Genomic DNA, 16999 nt, shown 5'->3' with positions numbered 1-16999 from the left:
CATAGCGGCCGATCATGAATGGCGCCCTACCGTGCAGGAGCGTGTCGGCTCTATCAGAACGTCGCCTTGACCTGCAGCCCTACGACCAGTGCGTTGTCGATGGCTTCCCCGGAGAAGGCGCCAGGTTCGATGATGTACTGCACATCCGGACGCAGGTTCAGCCATGCGGTGGCCTGGTAGCCATAGCTGAGTTCGATCAACTGCTCGGCGCTGTCCAGGTTGGGGAAGTCGCGCCCGGCATCGAACGCGGTCGCTTCCAGCAATTGACGGCTGCGCGGGTTCGGCACCGCCCGTCCATAGCCTAAAGCCAGGGTGTCGCGCGGGCGTCCTTCGAAGGGCTTGTACAACACCACGCCTGCGCCATACCAGCGGGTGAAGGGCGAGGCGGCCTTGCTCGACGCCGAATATTGGCCGAACGCATGCAGGCTACGACCCGCGGAGGCTGGGTCGTTCCACAGCGCCTGGTCGACCAGCAGGTAGTGGCCGCTGCGTCCGGCCACGTCCTGGTCGCTGCCGATACGTTTGACGTTGGAGCTGTCGTAGTAATAGCCCAGCTTGTACTCGCCCGGCAGTTCGCCCAGGTGCTTGTACACCAGCTCGACTGGCACCACGGTGCCTGTGCTGTGCTTGGGCCCCAGGTGCCAGGCGCGGCTGGAGTTGCCGTTGCTTTGCGGATCGACGTTGAAGGCCGCCACGCGCAGTTGCCAGGAGGGCGAGAGATCGTATTTGACCCGGGCGCCGAGGTGCGCGTTGGGGTAGTTGGTCCAGCCGCTGCCACCGGACATGTTCAGCGGATGGCCGCAGAAACCGGCATTCATGAAATTGCACAGGATGCCGCTGTCCAGGCCGCCGAGATCGTTGCCCATGGCCATGTAGCCGAGCTTGAGATTCAAGGCCGGGGTGAACAGGCTGCGCTCGTAGCTCAGTTCGGTGAGGCGGGTATAGAGACCGCCGTAGTTCTCCTGGATCGGCAGACGGTTGCCGACCAGGTCTTCGGAGGCGCTGTTGCCACGGCGGTCGTTGACCGTCAACTGGACCTTGCCGCCGTTGTCCAGGCCATACAGTTTCGACAGGTCGAACTGCACGCCGAACTTGAGGTTCTGCGAGTAGCGCGCCGAGCGGTGCAGGCCGCCGTGGGCGTTGTAGGCGGTTTCGCCGCTGTAGTCGCCGGTGATGTGGATGCCGTCTTCTTCCAGTTGCTGGCGCAGGCCGCCCCAGTCACCGGTCAGGGTGTTGTCGGCGGCGAGCGAAGCGGTGCTGGTCAGGGCGAAGACAAGAGGGGTCAAGCGAAAAGCGGGTGACATTGCAGGGTCTCGGATGGTCTGTGAGGGCCCCTTCGCGTGCAGGCCGCAGCGACTTGCACGCGAAGGGGGCAACGCGGTCTACGGCAGGGCGTACGAAATCACATAGTCGCCACGGTCAGTCGACTGCCGCGCGCCACCGGCAGTGATCACCACGTACTGCTTGCCGGTCTTGGGCGATACGTAGGTCATCGGCCCGCCCTGGCTGCCGACCGGAAGGCGCGCCTTCCAGATCTCGTTGCCGTTGCTGCTGTCGTAGGCACGCAGGTAGAAATCCTGGGTGCCGGCGATGAACACCAGGCCGCCCTGGGTGGACAGGGTGCCGCCCAGCGTCGGCAGGCCGATCTTGATCGGCAGGTGCATGCGGATGCCCAGGGGGCCGGTGTCCTCGACGGTGCCGACCGGCACCTGCCAGGCGATCTGTCGGGTCTTCATGTCGATCGCGGTGAGGGTACCGAACGGCGGCGCCTGGCAGGGGATGCCGGCCACCGACAGGAAGCGGTTCTTGTTCACCGCGTAAGGTGTGCCCTTGAGCGGCACGGCACCCATGCCAGTGTTCAGCGCCTCGCCACCGGAGGCTGCCTGGCCACTGTTCTGCGAAGGGATCATCTGGATCCACAGGCCCAGGCGCATGTCATTGACGAAAATGAAGCCGTGCACCGGATCAGTCGAAAGGCTGCCCCAGTTCATGCCGCCCAGCGAGCCTGGGAAGCTCAGCGACAGGTCGGTGCCCGGTGCGGTGTACAGGCCGTCGTAGCGCATCTTCTTGAAGTCGATGCGGCACAGCAGTTGATCGTACGGGGTGGCGCCCCACATGTCCGACTCGGTCAGGGTCTGCGCGCCGATCTGCGGCATGCCGACAGACTTGGGTTGGGTCGGGGAATAGGGCTCGTTAGGGATGTTGCTCGGCTTGACCGGGACTTCATCGACCTGGGTCAGCGGTGTGCCGGTGGCGCGGTCGAGCACGTAGATCTGCCCGGCCTTGGTGCCGATCACGACGGCCGGCACGGTACTGCCGTCGTCCTTGGTGAAGTCGATCAGGCTGGGTTGCATCGGCAGGTCGAAGTCCCAGAGGTCGTTGTGCACGGTCTGGTAGACCCACTTCTGGTTGCCGGTGGTGGCATCCAGCGCCAGCACTGAGGCGCCATAGGTGTGGTCGAGCTTGCTGCGCTCCACGCCATAGATGTCGGTGGAGGAGGAACCCATCGGCAGGAATACCGTGTTCATCGCCGGATCGTACGACATCGGTGCCCAGCTGTTGGGGGTGCTGCGCACGTAGGTGCTGCCGTCGGCAGGGGCGTTGCGGTCCTGCGGATTGCCTGGGTCGAAGGCCCAGCGCATCTGCCCGGTGATCACGTCGAAGCCGCGCAGTACACCGCCGGGCATGTCGGTCTGGACGTTGTCGGCGACCCGCCCACCGACCACCACGGTGGTACCCGCCATCAGCGGCGCGGAGGAGAGCTGGTAGTAGGAATCCGGGACATCGCCAAGGCCGGCCTTGAGGTCGACCTGGCCGTTGTTGCCGAAGCCTTCGCAGAAGGCGCCGGTGTCGGCATCCACCGCGATCAGGCGGCCGTCGATGGTGTTGGTCAGCAGGCGACGCTGGCAGTTGGCACCCGCCGGCAGCGTGGCAACGGTGATCGGCGAACTGTGCGGTTGGGTTGGCTGGACGATCGGCGCGGTGGCATCGAAGTAGGCCAGGCCACGGCAGCGCTGCCAGACCTTGGACTGCGCGTTGATGGCGTTTTTCCAGAGTTCCTTGCCGGTGTCGGCATCCAGGGCGATCAGGTTGTTGTGCGGGGTGCAGATGAACACCTTGTCGCCGACCTGCAGCGGGGTGAGCTGGTCTTCGGCGCCGTTGCCGTCGCTGATCGCGACATCACCGGTGTGGTAGGTCCAGGCCACCTTGAGCTTGTCGACGTTGGCGCGGTTGATCTGATCCAGCGCGGCGAAACGGCTGCCGCCTTCGGTGTTGCCGTAGTGCGCCCAGTCCTTCTGCGCCTTGCCCGGTTCCACGGCGGTCAGGCCCGGACCATTGCCGGTCGGTGCGACGCTGGGGTGAGCGACGAACATGTTGCCTGCGGCAATGGCCAGCACCACTGCCAGTGCTGCAGCCAGGGCATAGGCGCGACGACCGGCACTGCCGCCATTGGCACGCACCAACAGTGGATAGACCAGCGCGACCACCAGGCCGATGACGCCGAACATGAACAGCCGCGAGAACAGCGGCCAGAATACCAGGCCCGCATCGGCCAGTGCCCAGATGAAGGTGCCGAGCAGAAACACGGCGTAGAGCCAGGCGCCGGCTGGCTTGCGACGGGCGATGAGCAGGCCGGCAATGGCCATCACCAGGCCGCCGATCAGGAAGTACCAGGAGCCGCCCAGGCCGGCCAGCTTGACGCCGCCCGCGGCCAGGAGCATGCCGAGCAGGGCGATGATGACGCCCAGCCCGACCAGAAGGAATGTGGAGGCGCCAGAGGCGCGGGGTGTGTCGTTCATGCCAGGGATCTCGCAGGTGGAATGCGCGAAGTCTAAGCCCTTAGCAAGCTAATTAACAAGTTGGTACATTTTATTGGGTGACGGATTGTCGCAGGTGTTTACAAGCTTTTTTCTGCGATTTGTCGTGAATATGGCGGTTATATGCAGATAAATTCAGGCAATTGGCATTGCTTGCGCATTCGACCAAGGTCGTATTCGCAAGTCAGCGGTACGTCGGAATCAGCGCCTGGGTTCGTGTTGCTTGCGGTAGGCACCCGGTTGCATGCCGATTGCCTTGGCGAATGCCCGGGTGAAGGCCGCCACCGATTGGTAGCCCGCCTGGGCGCCGACCTGTTCCACGGTATTGCCTGCGCGCAGCAACTGGCAGGCATGCCGCATGCGCAGGGCCAGCAGCACCTGGCCCGGCGATTGCCCGGCCAGTTCGTTGAAACGCTTGAAGAACGCCGAGCGCGACAGCCCGGTGCAGGCCGCCATGCTCTCCAGCGACCAGGCCTGGCCCGGGTCTTCGATCAGGCGTTCGAGCAGGCCGGCAAAGGCCGGCTGGCGGGCGAGGGCGATCAGCCCGCCGAGCGACTGGCCGCCATTGACTTGCTGACGCAGCACGTAGAGGAACAGCAGGTGGGTCAGGCGTTCGAGCAAGGTCTGCGAGGGTGTCGGCTGGCGGCGACATTCTTCCAGGATCAGCTCGAAGAGCGCTCGCGCGGCGCTGCCGGCCGGATCGTCGGCCCGCAGCAGGATCCAGTCGGCCAGCCCTTCGACGATCAGCGACGACAGCCCCGACTGGAACTGGAAGAAGCCGCACACCAGGCCCACGCCATCCCCTGCGTCGAGGTCCAGCGCCTGCATGGTGCGCCGCGGCTGGGCGCAGGCATCGACGGGGTCGGCGTCGCTGGAGAGCCTGTAGGCCAGGTCGCGCAGCAAAAACACCGCATCACCGCTGTCCAGGCGGATCGGCTCCGGTTGCCCGTCGATGTGCAGCCAGCAGTGCCCCTGAACCACCAGGTGGAAGCTGGCCCGGCCCATGCCCTGGGTGCTGGCGTGCCAGCCGCCGCAGTAGCGGCCGACATGAAAGAGGCTGGCGTCGAGCTCCAGGCCCTCTAATAACCAATCGACAAGATGGCTGGACGAAATCATCTAATGCAAAGACTCAGGAGCAAGGAAAGGCGACTGATGAATATGGATGCTACTTCTTATAACCAACAGACTGTACGGACACACATCAAAGGAGACTACTCCATGTCCTCGCGCATTACTCTACACACTCTGCAGAGCGCCCCGGAAGCTGCACGTCCCTACCTCGAAAACGCCCAGAAGAACTCCGGCTTCATCCCCAATCTGCTGGGTATTCTGGCCAACGCCCCGGCGGCCCTGGAAACCTATGTCACGGTTTCGGCCATCAACGGCAAGTCCGAGCTGACCCTGGCCGAGCGCGAAGTGGTGCAACTGATTGCGGCCACCAAGCACGGTTGCGACTTCTGCGTTGCCGGCCACACGGCAGTGGCCCTGAACAAGGCCAAGCTGCCGCAAGAGGTGGTCGATGCCCTGCGTGCGCGTGGCGAGCTGCCTGATGCACGCTACGAAACCCTGGCCGAGTTCGCCCGTGAAGTCATCGCCACCCGCGGCAATGTCAGCGATGCCACCTACCAGGCCTTCCGCGATGCCGGCTTTACCGAAGGCAATGCCCTGGAAGTGATTCTGGGCGTGAGCCTCGCAACCCTGTGCAACTTTGCTAATGTGTTCGCCCAGACGCCGCTCAACGACGAGCTGAGCAAGTACCGCTGGCAGCCTTCGGCGTAATCCACGCCCGGTGCCGGCACGCCGGCGTTTTAAAAGGAGTAGGGACATGCTTGATTCTGCATTTCGACAATGGCTGGATGCCAATGCCGAGGCAATCGACCAGGGCCAGTGCGACCCGCACCTGGTGCTGGCCCACATCGCCGAGTCGCAGTTGCTGCGGGTTGGCGTCGATCCGGCACTTGGCGGCTCGGGCGGTGACGTTACCGACGCGGTGGAGGCCATCGCCGCCATCGCCAGTCGCTCGCTGGCCTCGGCCTTCGTCTGCTGGGGGCAGCGGGCCTTCATCGAATACCTGCTGCACAGCCCCAACCAGGCCTTGCGCGAGAAGTTGCTGCCTGAGCTGCTGACCGGCGAACTGGCCGGCGCCACCGGCTTGTCCAACGCCATGAAATTCCTCTCAGGTATCGAAGCCTTGCAAGTGCAGGCGCGTGCCGAGGGCGAAGGCTGGGCCCTCGAAGGCCGCCTGCACTGGGTGACCAACCTGCGCAAGAGTGGCTTCGTGGTGGCGGCGGCAATCGAGGCCGAAGAGGGCCAGGCGCCCTTCGTGCTGGCGATTCCGTCCGACAGCCAAGGCCTCGAGCGTTCCGACGACCTGCAACTGATGGGCCTGCAGTCGAGCAGCACCGCCGCGCTGGCCTTCCACCAGGTCGCGCTGGACCGCAGTTGGCTGTTGCACGAGAACGCCCGCGAGTTCCTGCCTCGGGTGCGTCCGGCATTCCTGGCGCTGCAGTGCGGCATGTCCATCGGCCTGACCCGTCGCGCCCTGGACGAAGTGCGCGAGCACCTGCAGGGGCGCGGCTCGTTCCTCGCCGAAGCCGAGCAGGTGCTGCGCGAGCGCCTGGAGAATACCGTCGGCGAGCTCAAGCAGGGCCTGCTCGACGGGCGTTTCCTCAAGCAGCCAGCGGCACTGTTCAAGCTGCGCATCACCCTGGCCGAAAGCGCCGCCGATGCGGTGCAGATGGAGCTTCAGGCCAGTGGCGGCAAGGCCTATCTCACCGCCTATGGCGAAGGCTTCGCCCGGCGTTGGCGCGAGTCGGCATTCGTGCCGATCGTTACGCCGAGCCTGGTGCAACTGCGCGCCGAACTGCAACGCCAGGCGGCGAACGTATGACCGACGTGTTACTCGAAGCCCGCGCCATCAGCCTGGGCTACCCTCGCGAGGGCGGCTGGCAGGCGGTGCTGGAGCAGTTCGACCTCAAGCTGTCGCCGGGCGAAGTGGTGACCATTCTTGGCCCCAGCGGTGTCGGCAAATCCAGCCTGCTCCGCGTGCTGGCTGGCCTGCAGCAGCCTGGTGGTGGTGCGGTGTCCCTGCATGGCGTGCCCCTGCAGGGGCCGCATCCGCGTCTGGCCGTTGCTTTCCAGGATCCGAGCCTGTTGCCCTGGCTGAGTCTTGAAAAGAACGTTGCCTTCGGCCTCGACTTCGCCCGTCAGCCTGCGCTGGCGGCGGCCGAGCGTCGTGCTCGGATCGACCACGCCATCGAGGCGGTGGGCCTGAACCATGCGCGCAGCCAGTACCCGGCGCAGCTGTCGGGCGGCATGGCGCAGCGCACGGCGCTGGCCCGTTGCCTGGCGCGCCAGCCGGAAGTGCTGCTGCTGGACGAGCCCTTCGGTGCACTCGATGAAGTGACCCGCGCCGACATGCAGCAACTGCTGCTGCAACTGATCGCCACCCACAACACCGCGGCGGTGCTGATCACCCACGATATCGACGAAGCCCTGCTGTTGTCCGATCGCGTGCTGCTACTGGGCAACCACCCGGCGCGCACCCTCGGCCAATGGCACATCGACCTGCCGCAGCCGCGTGCGCAGCGGGTCGAAGAGCTGGGCGCGCTGCGCATCGAGATCCTGAAAACCCTACGGCAGGCGAGCCGCCCCACCTCAACGTCCTCTTCCCCTCTGTCGTCGGAGCCTGCCCATGTGCATGGATGATTGCTGCTCTTCCACCTCGCGTCGCGATTTCATCAAGCTCAGCGCCATGCTCACCGCCGCCGGCGCCTTGCCGATGCTGTCGAGCCTGCAGGCGCGCGCCGCCGCCGAGCCGGACGCGCCGGTACGCATCGGCTACCTGCCGATCACCGACGCCACGCCGCTGCTGGTGGCGCACAACAATGGCCTGTTCGAGGCCGAAGGCATCAAGGCCGAGCGTCCGGTGCTGCTGCGCAGCTGGGCGCAGGTGATCGAAGCGTTCATCTCCGGGCAGGTCAACGTGATCCACCTGCTGTCACCGATGACGGTCTGGGCCCGCTACGGCAGCAAGGTGCCGGCCAAGGTCGTGGCCTGGAACCACGTCGGCGGCTCGGGCCTGACCGTGGCACCGGACATCACCGACATGAAGCAGCTCGGTGGCAAGACCGTCGCCATTCCGTTCTGGTACTCGATCCATAACGTGGTGCTGCAGCAGATGCTCAGTGACAACGGCCTGAAGCCTGTGTCCAAGCCTGCCACCGCGCAACTGGCGGCCAACGAGGTCAACCTGCTGGTGCTGCCGCCTTCGGACATGCCGCCAGCACTGGCCAGCAAGCGCATCGCCGGCTACATCGTCGCCGAACCCTTCAATGCCCTGGCCGAGAACCTCAAGGTCGGGCGCGTGCAGCGCTTCACCGGCGATGTCTGGCGCAACCATGCATGCTGTGTGGTGTTCATGCACGAGCACGACCTGAACAACCGCCCGGAGTGGTCGCAGAAGGTGGTCAATGCCATCGTCAAGGCGCAGCAGTGGACCCGTGATCACCGCGCCGAGGCCGCCGCCTTGCTGTCCAAGGCCGGCCCCAATAAATACACCCCGCACGAGCCGGCGGTGCTGACCAAGGTCCTGGCGCCTTCGGTCGAAGACCGCGCCGGCTACATCGCCAGCGGTGCGATCCAGCATCAGCAGTGGGACGAAAAGCGCATCGACTTCCAGCCGTACCCGTTCCCCAGCTACACCGAGGAGTTGGTCAAGCGCCTGAAGAACACCCTGATCGAGGGCGAGAGTGGCTTCCTCGCCGGACTGGACCCGGCGCAGACCGCGCGCGACCTGGTGGACGACCGCTTCGTGCGCAACGCCATCGCCGCCGTGGGTGGCGCGTCGGTGTTCGGCATCGCCGACAACTTCGAGCGTAGCGAGGAGTTCGCGGTCTGATGCGCAAGCATGTCGTACATGGCGCCCTGGGCCTTGCCGGGCTGGCGGTGCTGTTGCTGTTGTGGTGGGCGGGAGTGCGGGTGTTCGGCGAGGCCGATGGCCTGTCTGCGCGCTTCTCGCCCCAGGCGACGCTGGAGAGCCTGGTCGAGCTGCTCGGCCATGGCGAGGTCTATGGGCACATCTGGGTGAGTCTCAAGCGTATCCTCATCGGCCTGCTGCTGGCGCTGCTGATCGGTGTGCCGCTGGGTTTGCTGGTGGGCAGCTACCGGCACCTGGAGGCGGCGACCACGCCGGCGTTCCAGTTCCTGCGGATGATCTCGCCGCTGTCGTGGATGCCGGTGGTGGTGATGCTGATGGGGGTGGGCGATCAGCCGATCTACTTCCTCCTGACGTTCGCCGCACTGTGGCCGATCCTGCTCAACACCGCCGCGGGTGTGCGTCAGCTCGACCCGCGCTGGTTGCAGTTGTCGCGCAGCTTGAGTGCCACGCGCTGGGAAACCCTGTGCAAGGTGATCATCCCCGGGGTGATCGGCCATGTGCTGACCGGCGTGCGCCTGGCGATCGGCATCCTGTGGATCGTGCTGGTGCCGTGCGAGATGCTCGGGGTCAGCGCGGGCCTGGGGTACTTCATCCTCGACACCCGTGACCGCCTGGCCTATTCGGAGCTGATGGCCATGGTGCTGCTGATCGGTGTGCTGGGCTTCATGCTCGATGCACTGGCGCGCGGGCTGCATCGGCGCTGGGTGCATGCCTGAGGTGTTCGGGCGTGCGGGCGCCTGCAGCTTCGGCGCGGCAACCATGCAGCCGACAACGATGTTAGCCGCATAAAACCACGGCGCCGCCGGCCACGGTGCTAGTCATGCAAGGACTGCGCAGGCGTGTAGACGCTGGACAAGGCACGTGCGCCCACACAAAAGGGTGTGGGCGCAGCTTAGCCTTCGTACCCCAGATTCGGTGCCAGCCAGCGCTCGCTCACGCTGACATCCTGGCCTTTGCGGGCGCTGTAGCTGTCGATCTGGTCCTTCTCCACCTTGCCGACGGCAAAGTACTGCGCCTGCGGATGGGCAAAGTACCAGCCGCTGACCGCCGCCGCCGGGAACATCGCGAAGTGTTCGGTGAGGAACACGCCGCTGGGGCCGGTTTCGCCGATGGCCGTGCCATCGAGCAGACGGAACAGGGTCTCTTTCTCGGTGTGATCCGGGCACGCCGGATAGCCCGGGGCAGGGCGGATGCCGCTGTACTGCTCCTTGATCAGCGCATCGTTGTCCAGTTGCTCGTCCTTGGCATAACCCCAGTAGTCCTTGCGCACCCGCTCGTGCAGCCATTCGGCGCAGGCCTCGGCCAGGCGGTCGGCCAGCGCCTTGACCATGATCGAGCTGTAGTCGTCGCCTTTGTCCTGGTAGGCCTTGGCCACTTCCTCGGCACCGATGCCAGCGGTGGTGATGAAGCCGCCCACATAGTCGCTGATGCCGCTGTCCTTGGGTGCGACGAAGTCGGCCAGCGACCAGTTCGGCTTGCCGTCGGGCTTGATGGTCTGCTGGCGCAGGTGGTGCAGGGTGGCCAGCGGCTTGCCGTCGTCGCCATAGACTTCGATGTCATCATGCGCGACCTGGTTGGCCGGCCAGAAACCGAACACCGCGCGGGCGCTGATGAGTTTTTCACCGATCAGCTTCTCGAGCATGTCGCAGGCATCCTGGTACAGCGCGGTAGCGGCTTCGCCGACCACCTCGTCGGTGAGGATGCGCGGGAACTTGCCAGCCAGGTCCCAGGAGATGAAGAACGGCGTCCAGTCGATGTACTTGGCGAGTTCACGCAGATCGATGTCTTCCAGCACCCTGACGCCGGTGAAGGAGGGCACCACTGCCTGGTAGCTGGCCCAGTCGTACTGTGGCTTGGCCGCGATCGCCTGTTCGTAGGTCAGGCGCTCGGTGCGGGCACTGCGGTTGGCGGTGCGCTCGCGCACTTCCACGTACTCCTGGCGGGTCTTCTCGACGAAGCCAGGCTTGAGCTCCTTGGACAGCAATTGCGTGGCCACGCCCACGGCGCGCGAGGCGTCGGTGACGTAGACCACCGCGTCGTTGGCGTACTTGGGTTCGATCTTCACCGCCGTGTGCGCCTTGGAGGTGGTCGCGCCACCGATCATCAGCGGCAGGTGGAAGTCCTGGCGCTGCATCTCGCGGGCGACGTGGACCATCTCGTCCAGCGACGGGGTGATCAGCCCGGACAGGCCGATGATGTCGCACTTCTGCTCGCGGGCGGTCTGCAGGATCTTCTCGGCCGGGACCATCACGCCCATGTCGACGATGTCGTAGCCGTTGCAGCCCAGCACGACGCCGACGATGTTCTTGCCGATGTCGTGCACGTCGCCCTTGACCGTGGCCATGAGGATCTTGCCCTTGGCTTCGGGCTTGTCGCCTTTTTCGGCCTCGATGAACGGGATCAGGTGGGCCACCGCCTGCTTCATCACGCGTGCGGACTTGACCACCTGGGGCAGGAACATCTTGCCCGCGCCGAACAGGTCGCCGACCACGTTCATGCCGCTCATCAGCGGCCCTTCGATGACTTCGATGGGGCGCGCCGACTGCTGGCGGCACTCCTCGGTGTCTTCGACGATGTAGGCGGTGATGCCCTTGACCAGCGCGTGTTCCAGGCGCTGGTCGACGGGCATCGAGCGCCACTCTTCGTTTTCCACTTCCTTCGCTGCGCCGCCGCCCTTGTAGTCGTCGGCGATGGCCAGCAGGGCGTCGGTGCCTTCGGGGGTGCGGTTGAGTACCACGTCCTCGACCTTCTCGCGCAGTGCCGGCGGGATCTCGTCGTAGATCTCCAGCTGGCCCGCGTTGACGATACCCATGGTCAGGCCGTTCTGGATGGCGTGGTAGAGGAACACCGAGTGGATCGCCTCGCGCACCGGGTTGTTGCCGCGGAACGAGAACGACACGTTGGACACGCCGCCGCTGGACAGCGCGTAGGGCAGGTGGTCACGGATGTAGGCGCACGCTTCGATGAAGTCGACGGCGTAGTTGTTGTGTTCCTCGATGCCGGTGGCAACGGCGAAGATGTTCGGGTCGAAGATGATGTCTTCGGGCGGGAAGCCTACTTCGTTGACCAGGATGTCGTAGCTGCGCTGGCAGATCTCGCGTTTGCGCGCGGCAGTGTCGGCCTGGCCGACCTCGTCGAACGCCATCACCACCACGGCGGCGCCGTAGCGTTTGCACAGGCGGGCGTGATGCTTGAACTGCTCGACGCCTTCCTTCATGGAGATCGAGTTGACGATGCCCTTGCCCTGGATGCACTTGAGGCCCGCTTCGATCACCTCCCACTTCGAGGAGTCGATCATGATCGGCACGCGGGAGATGTCCGGCTCGCCGGCGATCAGGTTGAGGAAGCGGACCATGGCGGCCTGGGAGTCGAGCATCCCTTCGTCCATGTTGATGTCGATCACCTGGGCGCCAGCCTCGACCTGCTGCAGGGCGACTTCCAGGGCTTCGGTGTAGTTCTCCTCGCGGATCAGCCGGGCGAACTTGGCGGAACCTGTGATGTTGGTGCGCTCGCCGACGTTGACGAACAGCGACTGGCGATCGATGGTGAATGGCTCCAGGCCCGACAGGCGGCAAGCCTTGGGGATGTCCGGAATGGCCCGTGGCTTGTACTTGGCCACGGCCTCGGCGATGGCCTGGATGTGCGGCGGGGTGGTGCCGCAGCAGCCGCCGATGATGTTGAGGAAACCGCTGGCGGCGAATTCCTCGACCACGGCGGCCATTTCCGCGGGGGTTTCGTCGTATTCGCCGAAGGCGTTGGGCAGGCCGGCGTTGGGGTGCGCGGACACATGGGTGCCGGCCTTGGTCGACAGTTCTTCCAGGTACGGACGCAGGTCCTTGGCGCCCAGGGCGCAGTTCAGGCCGACCGAGATCGGGTTGGCGTGACGCACCGAGTTCCAGAAGGCTTCGGTGGTCTGGCCCGACAATGTGCGGCCGGAGGCATCGGTGATGGTGCCGGAGATCATGATCGGCAGTTCGATGCCGTCATCCTCGAACACCTGCTGCACGGCGAAGATCGCCGCCTTGGCGTTCAGGGTGTCGAAGATGGTCTCGATCAGGATCAGGTCGGCGCCGCCTTCGATCAGGCCGCGAGTGGCCTCGATGTAGTTTTCCACCAGCTCGTCGAAGGTGACGTTGCGGTAGCCAGGGTCGTTGACGTCCGGGGAGATCGAGCAGGTGCGGCTGGTCGGGCCGAGCACGCCGGCGACGAAGCGTGGACGGTCCGGCGTTTCCAGTGTCTTGGCGTCGGCCACCTGGCGGGCGATGCGCGCGCCCTCGACATTGAGCTCGTACACCAGCGCTTCCATGCCGTAGTCGGCCTGGGAAATCTGCGTGGCGTTGAAGGTGTTGGTCTCGAGAATATCGGCGCCAGCGTCCAGATAAGCCTTCTCGATGGCGGCGATGACATCGGGCTGGGTGAGCAGCAGCAGGTCGTTATTGCCTTTCACATCGCTTGGCCAATCGGCGAAGCGCGTGCCACGATAGTCGCCTTCCTCCAGGCGGTAGCTCTGGATCATAGTACCCATGCCGCCGTCGAGGATCAGGATGCGCTCCTTGAGGGCATGCTGGAGTGCTTGGAGACGAGCGCTGCGGTCGGACATGAGAACTACCTGGTCGGACAAATATCGGAAGTGCGGAATAATAACAAAGCTGCACGGATTTTAGACGTATCGCCCGATAGCATGAATTTGATTCATGTTGGCGATGCCAAGACTCAGGCCCAGGGACAGAAAGGCAAATCGTGACAGCTATCAAGAACCAGGACATACGGCACATGGTGCATCGTTTTATAGCCGCCATCTTCGCCCTGCTCGTCAGCGGCGCAGTGTTGGCGCAGGCCCCTCAATCGAGCTCGGCCATCTCCTATACCCGTGACATCCAACCGATCTTCACCCAGAAGTGCGTGGCCTGCCACGCCTGCAACGACGCCGCTTGCCAGCTCAACCTGGGCAGCGCCGAGGGGGCCGAGCGCGGCGCCTCCAAGGTGCCGGTGTACCAGGGCGAGCGCGGCCAGGCAGTCGCCACCACGCGGCTGTTCTATGACGCCCAGAGTGAAGAGGGCTGGCGCAGGAAAGGCTTCTATTCGGTACTCGACAACCAGGGCAGCCAGGCCGCGCTGATGGCGCGCATGCTCGAACTGGGCCACAAGACGCCGCTCACGCCCAACGCCAAGCTGCCTGAAGAGATCGTCCTGGGCCTTAACCGCAACAACATGTGCCCGCTGCCCCACGAGTTCGACGCCTATGCCGGTGCGCACCCGAAAGAGGGCATGCCGCTGGCGGTCACCGGGCTGACCGACCAGGAGTACTCGACCCTGCAGCGCTGGCTGGCGGCCGGTGCACCGGTCGAGTACCAGCCGATCCAGCCGAGCCCCAGCGAAGCGAAGCAGATCGCCGACTGGGAGGCGCTGCTCAACCGCCCCGGCTCCACCGAGGCGCTGGTGGGGCGCTGGCTGTACGAGCACTTGTTCCTGGCGCATATCTATTTCGTCGGCGGTGAGCAGGGCCACTTCTTCCAGTGGGTGCGCTCGCGCACGCCGAGTGGCCAGCCGGTCGACGTGATCGCCACGCGCCGCCCCAACGACCCGCCGGGCAATGACTTCTACTACCGGTTGATCCCGGTGCAGGGCGTGATCGTGCACAAGACGCACATCACCTACCCGATGGGGCCGCAGAAGCTCAAGCGGGTCAAGCAGCTGTTCTACAGCGGCGACTGGCGCGCCACCTCGCTGCCGGGCTATGGCCCGCAGCGCCGCGCCAACCCGTTCGAGACCTTCGAGGCGATCCCGGCGGTGGCGCGCTACCAGTTCATGCTCGACAACGCCGAGTACTTCGTGCGCACCTTCATCCGTGGCCCGGTGTGCCGTGGCCAGATCGCCACCGACGTGATCCGCGACAACTTCTGGGCGCTGTTCCAGGAGCCGGCCCACGACCGCTATGTCACCGATGCCGCCTACCGTGGCCAGGCCACGCCGTTGCTGGCCATGCCGGGGCAGATCGACGATGTCGGCAGCGTGCTGAGCCTGTGGCGTGCCTACCGCGACAAGCGCAACGACTACGAGACGCTGCGCCGCGAAGCCTACGCCGAAATGCCGCCGCCGAGCTGGTCGACGCTGTGGGCAGGCAACGACAACGCCTTGCTCAGCATCTTCCGCCACTTCGACAGCGCCTCGGTGAGCAAGGGCCTGATCGGCGACGTGCCGCTGACCATCTGGCTGTTCGACTATCCGTTGCTGGAGCGCACCTACTACCAGCTGGCGGTCAATTTCGACGTGTACGGCAACGTCTCGCACCAGTTGCAGACGCGCCTGTACTTCGACCTGATCCGCAACGGTGCCGAGGTCAACTTCCTGCGCCTGATGCCGGCCGACAAGCGCGGCGCGATCCTCAGCGACTGGTACCAGAACAGCGGCAAGGTGAAGATGTGGCTCGACTACACCGACATCGATACCGATACCCCAAGCGCCCTGCATCTGAACGAGCACAATGCCACACGCGACTTCGGCCTCAAGTTGCTGCAACGCACTGGCAGCCTGAACGCGGCGCCCGATCCGATCAACCGCTGCACCGGCGCCTATTGCTCGCGCCCGCAAATGAGCGAGGAGTTCCGAGATGTGGAGCAGAGCCTGAGCCGCCTGGTGTCGCGTCCGGCCGCAGGGCTGAAGGTGATCGGCCAACTGCCCGAGGCAACCATGCTGCGCATCGAAGGGCAGGGCGGTCAGCGTCAGGTCTACAGCCTGCTGCGCAACCGCGCCCACAGCAACGTTGCCTTCCTGCTGGGCGAGGCCTACCGCTACCAGCCGGGGCTGGACACCTTGACCCTGTATCCGGGGGTGCTGAGCAGTTATCCGAACTTCATCTTCAACATTCCGGCCAGCGACGTGCCGGAGTTCGTCGAAGACATGGAAGCGGCGCGTGACGACCAGGGCAAGTTCGAGCGTATCGTCGAGCGTTGGGGCGTGCGCCGCAGCCATCCGCAGTTCTGGCAGTACTTCCATGACCTGAACACCTACATCAAGGAAACCGAACCGGTGGAGGCCGGCGTGCTGGACATGAACCGCTACGAGAACCTCTGATCGATTGCCGGGAAAGGCGTGCGACCTTTCCCGGCATTCTGCGGTCGGACCTGTGGGTGGCCCCGGGGATGCGTTGCAGCCCATCGCGGGCCTGAATGCACCAAGAACCGCAGGACAACCCATGTTGTATTCGCTTCAGGCTCTCCGGGCGTTCGCCGCCTGGGTGGTGGTTTGCCACCACTTCATGCAGATCTTCTTCGATTTCAATGCCAAAGGCCCCGTCGGCCGCCTGCTCGCCGAGCGCGGAGCGGTGGGGGTCGATATCTTCTTCGTCATCAGCGGTCTGGTGATCTACCTCTCGACCCGCGACAAAGTCATCGCCCCGCGCGAATTCCTGCTCAACCGCGCCTTGCGCATCGTCCCGGCGTACTGGTTCTACACCTTGCTCATGGCCCTGCTGTTAATAGTGGCCAGCCGCTGGATGCCGCACCAGGTGTTCGAGTGGCAGCACCTGGTGCTGTCGCTGTTGTTCGTGCCCGCGGAAAACCCGGGTGGCTACGGGCTTTATCCCACGCTCAATGTGGGCTGGACGCTGAACTTCGAGATGTTCTTCTACCTGTTGTTCGGCCTGGCGTTCCTGGTGCGCCAGCGTCATCACCTGGTGCTGGTCACTGCGGCGCTGCTGCTGGTCAGTGAGGTGCTGGGGCGCCTGGGGGTGCTCAGCCGCTTCTACAACAACGACATCATCTACGAGTTCCTGCTGGGCATCGGCCTGGGTGTGCTGTATCGGCGCGGGCTGATCCGCGAGGGGCTGTGGCTGCCGCTGGCGGTGCTGGCGGCGGCGGGGTATGCGCTGTACCAGCTCGATGCTTCGCAGCGCCTGCTGCATTGGGGCTTGCCCAGTGCGATGGTGGTGCTGGCCTTTGTCGCACTGGAGCCGTACTTTCGTGGCAATCAGGTGCTCAAGGCGTTGGGCGACTGTTCGTACTCGGTGTATCTCACCCATGTGCTGGTGCTGTGGGGAGGCTGGTTCATCAGCCAGCGGCTGCGGCTCAATCCGTATCTGGTGTTCGCCTTCTGCGTACCGTCAATCGGACTAATGTCGTGGTTCAGCTACCAGTGGCTGGAGCGCGGCCTGTACCGCCGTCTCAAGGCCTGGTTCGGGGTGCGGGGGATGCGCCAGGCGCAACCGGCACTATCCCGAGTCAATTACTAGGACTTTGTTCGA

General features: G+C 64.8%; 11 protein-coding genes. 7 read left to right on the top strand and 4 right to left on the bottom strand.

Going from position 1 to position 16999, the window contains the following annotated elements; translation table 11 throughout:
- Positions 1–53 precede the first annotated feature (53 nt).
- From AC2CGW_RS09255 to AC2CGW_RS09245, 3 genes are all read right to left on the bottom strand, one after another.
- A complete protein-coding gene (locus tag AC2CGW_RS09255) occupies positions 54–1304 on the bottom strand; it encodes a carbohydrate porin (protein WP_186708511.1) in 1251 nt (416 codons plus the stop codon).
- 78 nt (positions 1305–1382) lie between these two features.
- Positions 1383–3800 carry a glucose/quinate/shikimate family membrane-bound PQQ-dependent dehydrogenase gene (locus tag AC2CGW_RS09250; protein WP_288376792.1) on the bottom strand — a complete coding sequence of 806 codons (2418 nt, stop codon included), beginning with the start codon at positions 3798–3800 and terminating at the stop codon, positions 1383–1385.
- A gap of 219 nt (positions 3801–4019) precedes the next feature.
- A complete protein-coding gene (locus AC2CGW_RS09245; RefSeq protein ID WP_186665146.1) occupies positions 4020–4934 on the bottom strand; it encodes an AraC family transcriptional regulator in 915 nt (304 codons plus the stop codon).
- 102 nt (positions 4935–5036) lie between these two features.
- On the opposite strand from AC2CGW_RS09245, the gene AC2CGW_RS09240 reads away from it, so the two are divergent.
- The 5 genes from AC2CGW_RS09240 to AC2CGW_RS09220 are packed head-to-tail and all read left to right on the top strand — an operon-like array spanning position 5037 to position 9473.
- Positions 5037–5597, top strand: coding sequence for a carboxymuconolactone decarboxylase family protein (locus AC2CGW_RS09240; RefSeq protein WP_186719165.1), 561 nt, complete (start codon positions 5037–5039; stop codon positions 5595–5597).
- 46 nt (positions 5598–5643) lie between these two features.
- On the top strand, positions 5644–6708 hold the full coding sequence (locus AC2CGW_RS09235) for an acyl-CoA dehydrogenase family protein (protein WP_186708513.1): 1065 nt from the start codon (positions 5644–5646) through the stop codon (positions 6706–6708).
- Complete coding sequence (locus tag AC2CGW_RS09230; RefSeq protein WP_186665141.1) at positions 6705–7526, top strand: ABC transporter ATP-binding protein; 822 nt, start codon at positions 6705–6707, stop codon at positions 7524–7526. The genes AC2CGW_RS09235 and AC2CGW_RS09230 overlap by 4 nt, the downstream gene beginning before the upstream one ends.
- Positions 7513–8718 carry an ABC transporter substrate-binding protein gene (locus AC2CGW_RS09225; RefSeq protein WP_484573918.1) on the top strand — a complete coding sequence of 402 codons (1206 nt, stop codon included), beginning with the start codon at positions 7513–7515 and terminating at the stop codon, positions 8716–8718. Before AC2CGW_RS09230 ends, AC2CGW_RS09225 begins: the two co-directional genes overlap by 14 nt.
- Positions 8718–9473: an ABC transporter permease gene (locus AC2CGW_RS09220; RefSeq protein ID WP_411384324.1), complete on the top strand. Its 756-nt coding sequence runs from the start codon at positions 8718–8720 to the stop codon at positions 9471–9473. Before AC2CGW_RS09225 ends, AC2CGW_RS09220 begins: the two co-directional genes overlap by 1 nt.
- 176 nt (positions 9474–9649) lie before the next feature.
- On the opposite strand, the gene metH is transcribed toward AC2CGW_RS09220, so the two are convergent.
- Positions 9650–13357: a methionine synthase gene (metH, locus tag AC2CGW_RS09215; RefSeq protein WP_484573917.1), complete on the bottom strand. Its 3708-nt coding sequence runs from the start codon at positions 13355–13357 to the stop codon at positions 9650–9652.
- A 173-nt stretch (positions 13358–13530) separates the two neighbouring features.
- Between metH and AC2CGW_RS09210 the strand changes: the two genes are divergently transcribed.
- Together AC2CGW_RS09210 and AC2CGW_RS09205 are read left to right on the top strand one after the other, a co-directional pair.
- Complete coding sequence (locus tag AC2CGW_RS09210) at positions 13531–15831, top strand: fatty acid cis/trans isomerase (RefSeq protein WP_484573916.1); 2301 nt, start codon at positions 13531–13533, stop codon at positions 15829–15831.
- Positions 15832–15952: 121 nt separating this feature from the next.
- The gene (locus tag AC2CGW_RS09205; RefSeq protein WP_186665127.1) at positions 15953–16987 is read left to right on the top strand and encodes an acyltransferase family protein; all 1035 of its coding nucleotides are present in this window, start codon (positions 15953–15955) and stop codon (positions 16985–16987) included.
- Positions 16988–16999 lie beyond the last annotated feature (12 nt).

The sequence above is a fragment of the Pseudomonas sp. SYWMCR5 genome (assembly GCF_057197165.1).
This window is presented reverse-complemented; position numbering and strand designations above follow the sequence as displayed.

What these genes read in the sequence shown, in the direction of transcription:
- AC2CGW_RS09255 (WP_186708511.1), bottom strand. Translation starts at nt 1,304, where the DNA reads ATGTCACCCGCTTTTCGCTTGACCCCTCTTGTCTTCGCCCTGACCAGC.
- AC2CGW_RS09250 (WP_288376792.1), bottom strand. Translation starts at nt 3,800, where the DNA reads ATGAACGACACACCCCGCGCCTCTGGCGCCTCCACATTCCTTCTGGTC.
- AC2CGW_RS09245 (WP_186665146.1), bottom strand. Translation starts at nt 4,934, where the DNA reads ATGATTTCGTCCAGCCATCTTGTCGATTGGTTATTAGAGGGCCTGGAG.
- AC2CGW_RS09240 (WP_186719165.1), top strand. Translation starts at nt 5,037, where the DNA reads ATGTCCTCGCGCATTACTCTACACACTCTGCAGAGCGCCCCGGAAGCT.
- AC2CGW_RS09235 (WP_186708513.1), top strand. Translation starts at nt 5,644, where the DNA reads ATGCTTGATTCTGCATTTCGACAATGGCTGGATGCCAATGCCGAGGCA.
- AC2CGW_RS09230 (WP_186665141.1), top strand. Translation starts at nt 6,705, where the DNA reads ATGACCGACGTGTTACTCGAAGCCCGCGCCATCAGCCTGGGCTACCCT.
- AC2CGW_RS09225 (WP_484573918.1), top strand. Translation starts at nt 7,513, where the DNA reads ATGTGCATGGATGATTGCTGCTCTTCCACCTCGCGTCGCGATTTCATC.
- AC2CGW_RS09220 (WP_411384324.1), top strand. Translation starts at nt 8,718, where the DNA reads ATGCGCAAGCATGTCGTACATGGCGCCCTGGGCCTTGCCGGGCTGGCG.
- metH (WP_484573917.1), bottom strand. Translation starts at nt 13,357, where the DNA reads ATGTCCGACCGCAGCGCTCGTCTCCAAGCACTCCAGCATGCCCTCAAG.
- AC2CGW_RS09210 (WP_484573916.1), top strand. Translation starts at nt 13,531, where the DNA reads ATGGTGCATCGTTTTATAGCCGCCATCTTCGCCCTGCTCGTCAGCGGC.
- AC2CGW_RS09205 (WP_186665127.1), top strand. Translation starts at nt 15,953, where the DNA reads ATGTTGTATTCGCTTCAGGCTCTCCGGGCGTTCGCCGCCTGGGTGGTG.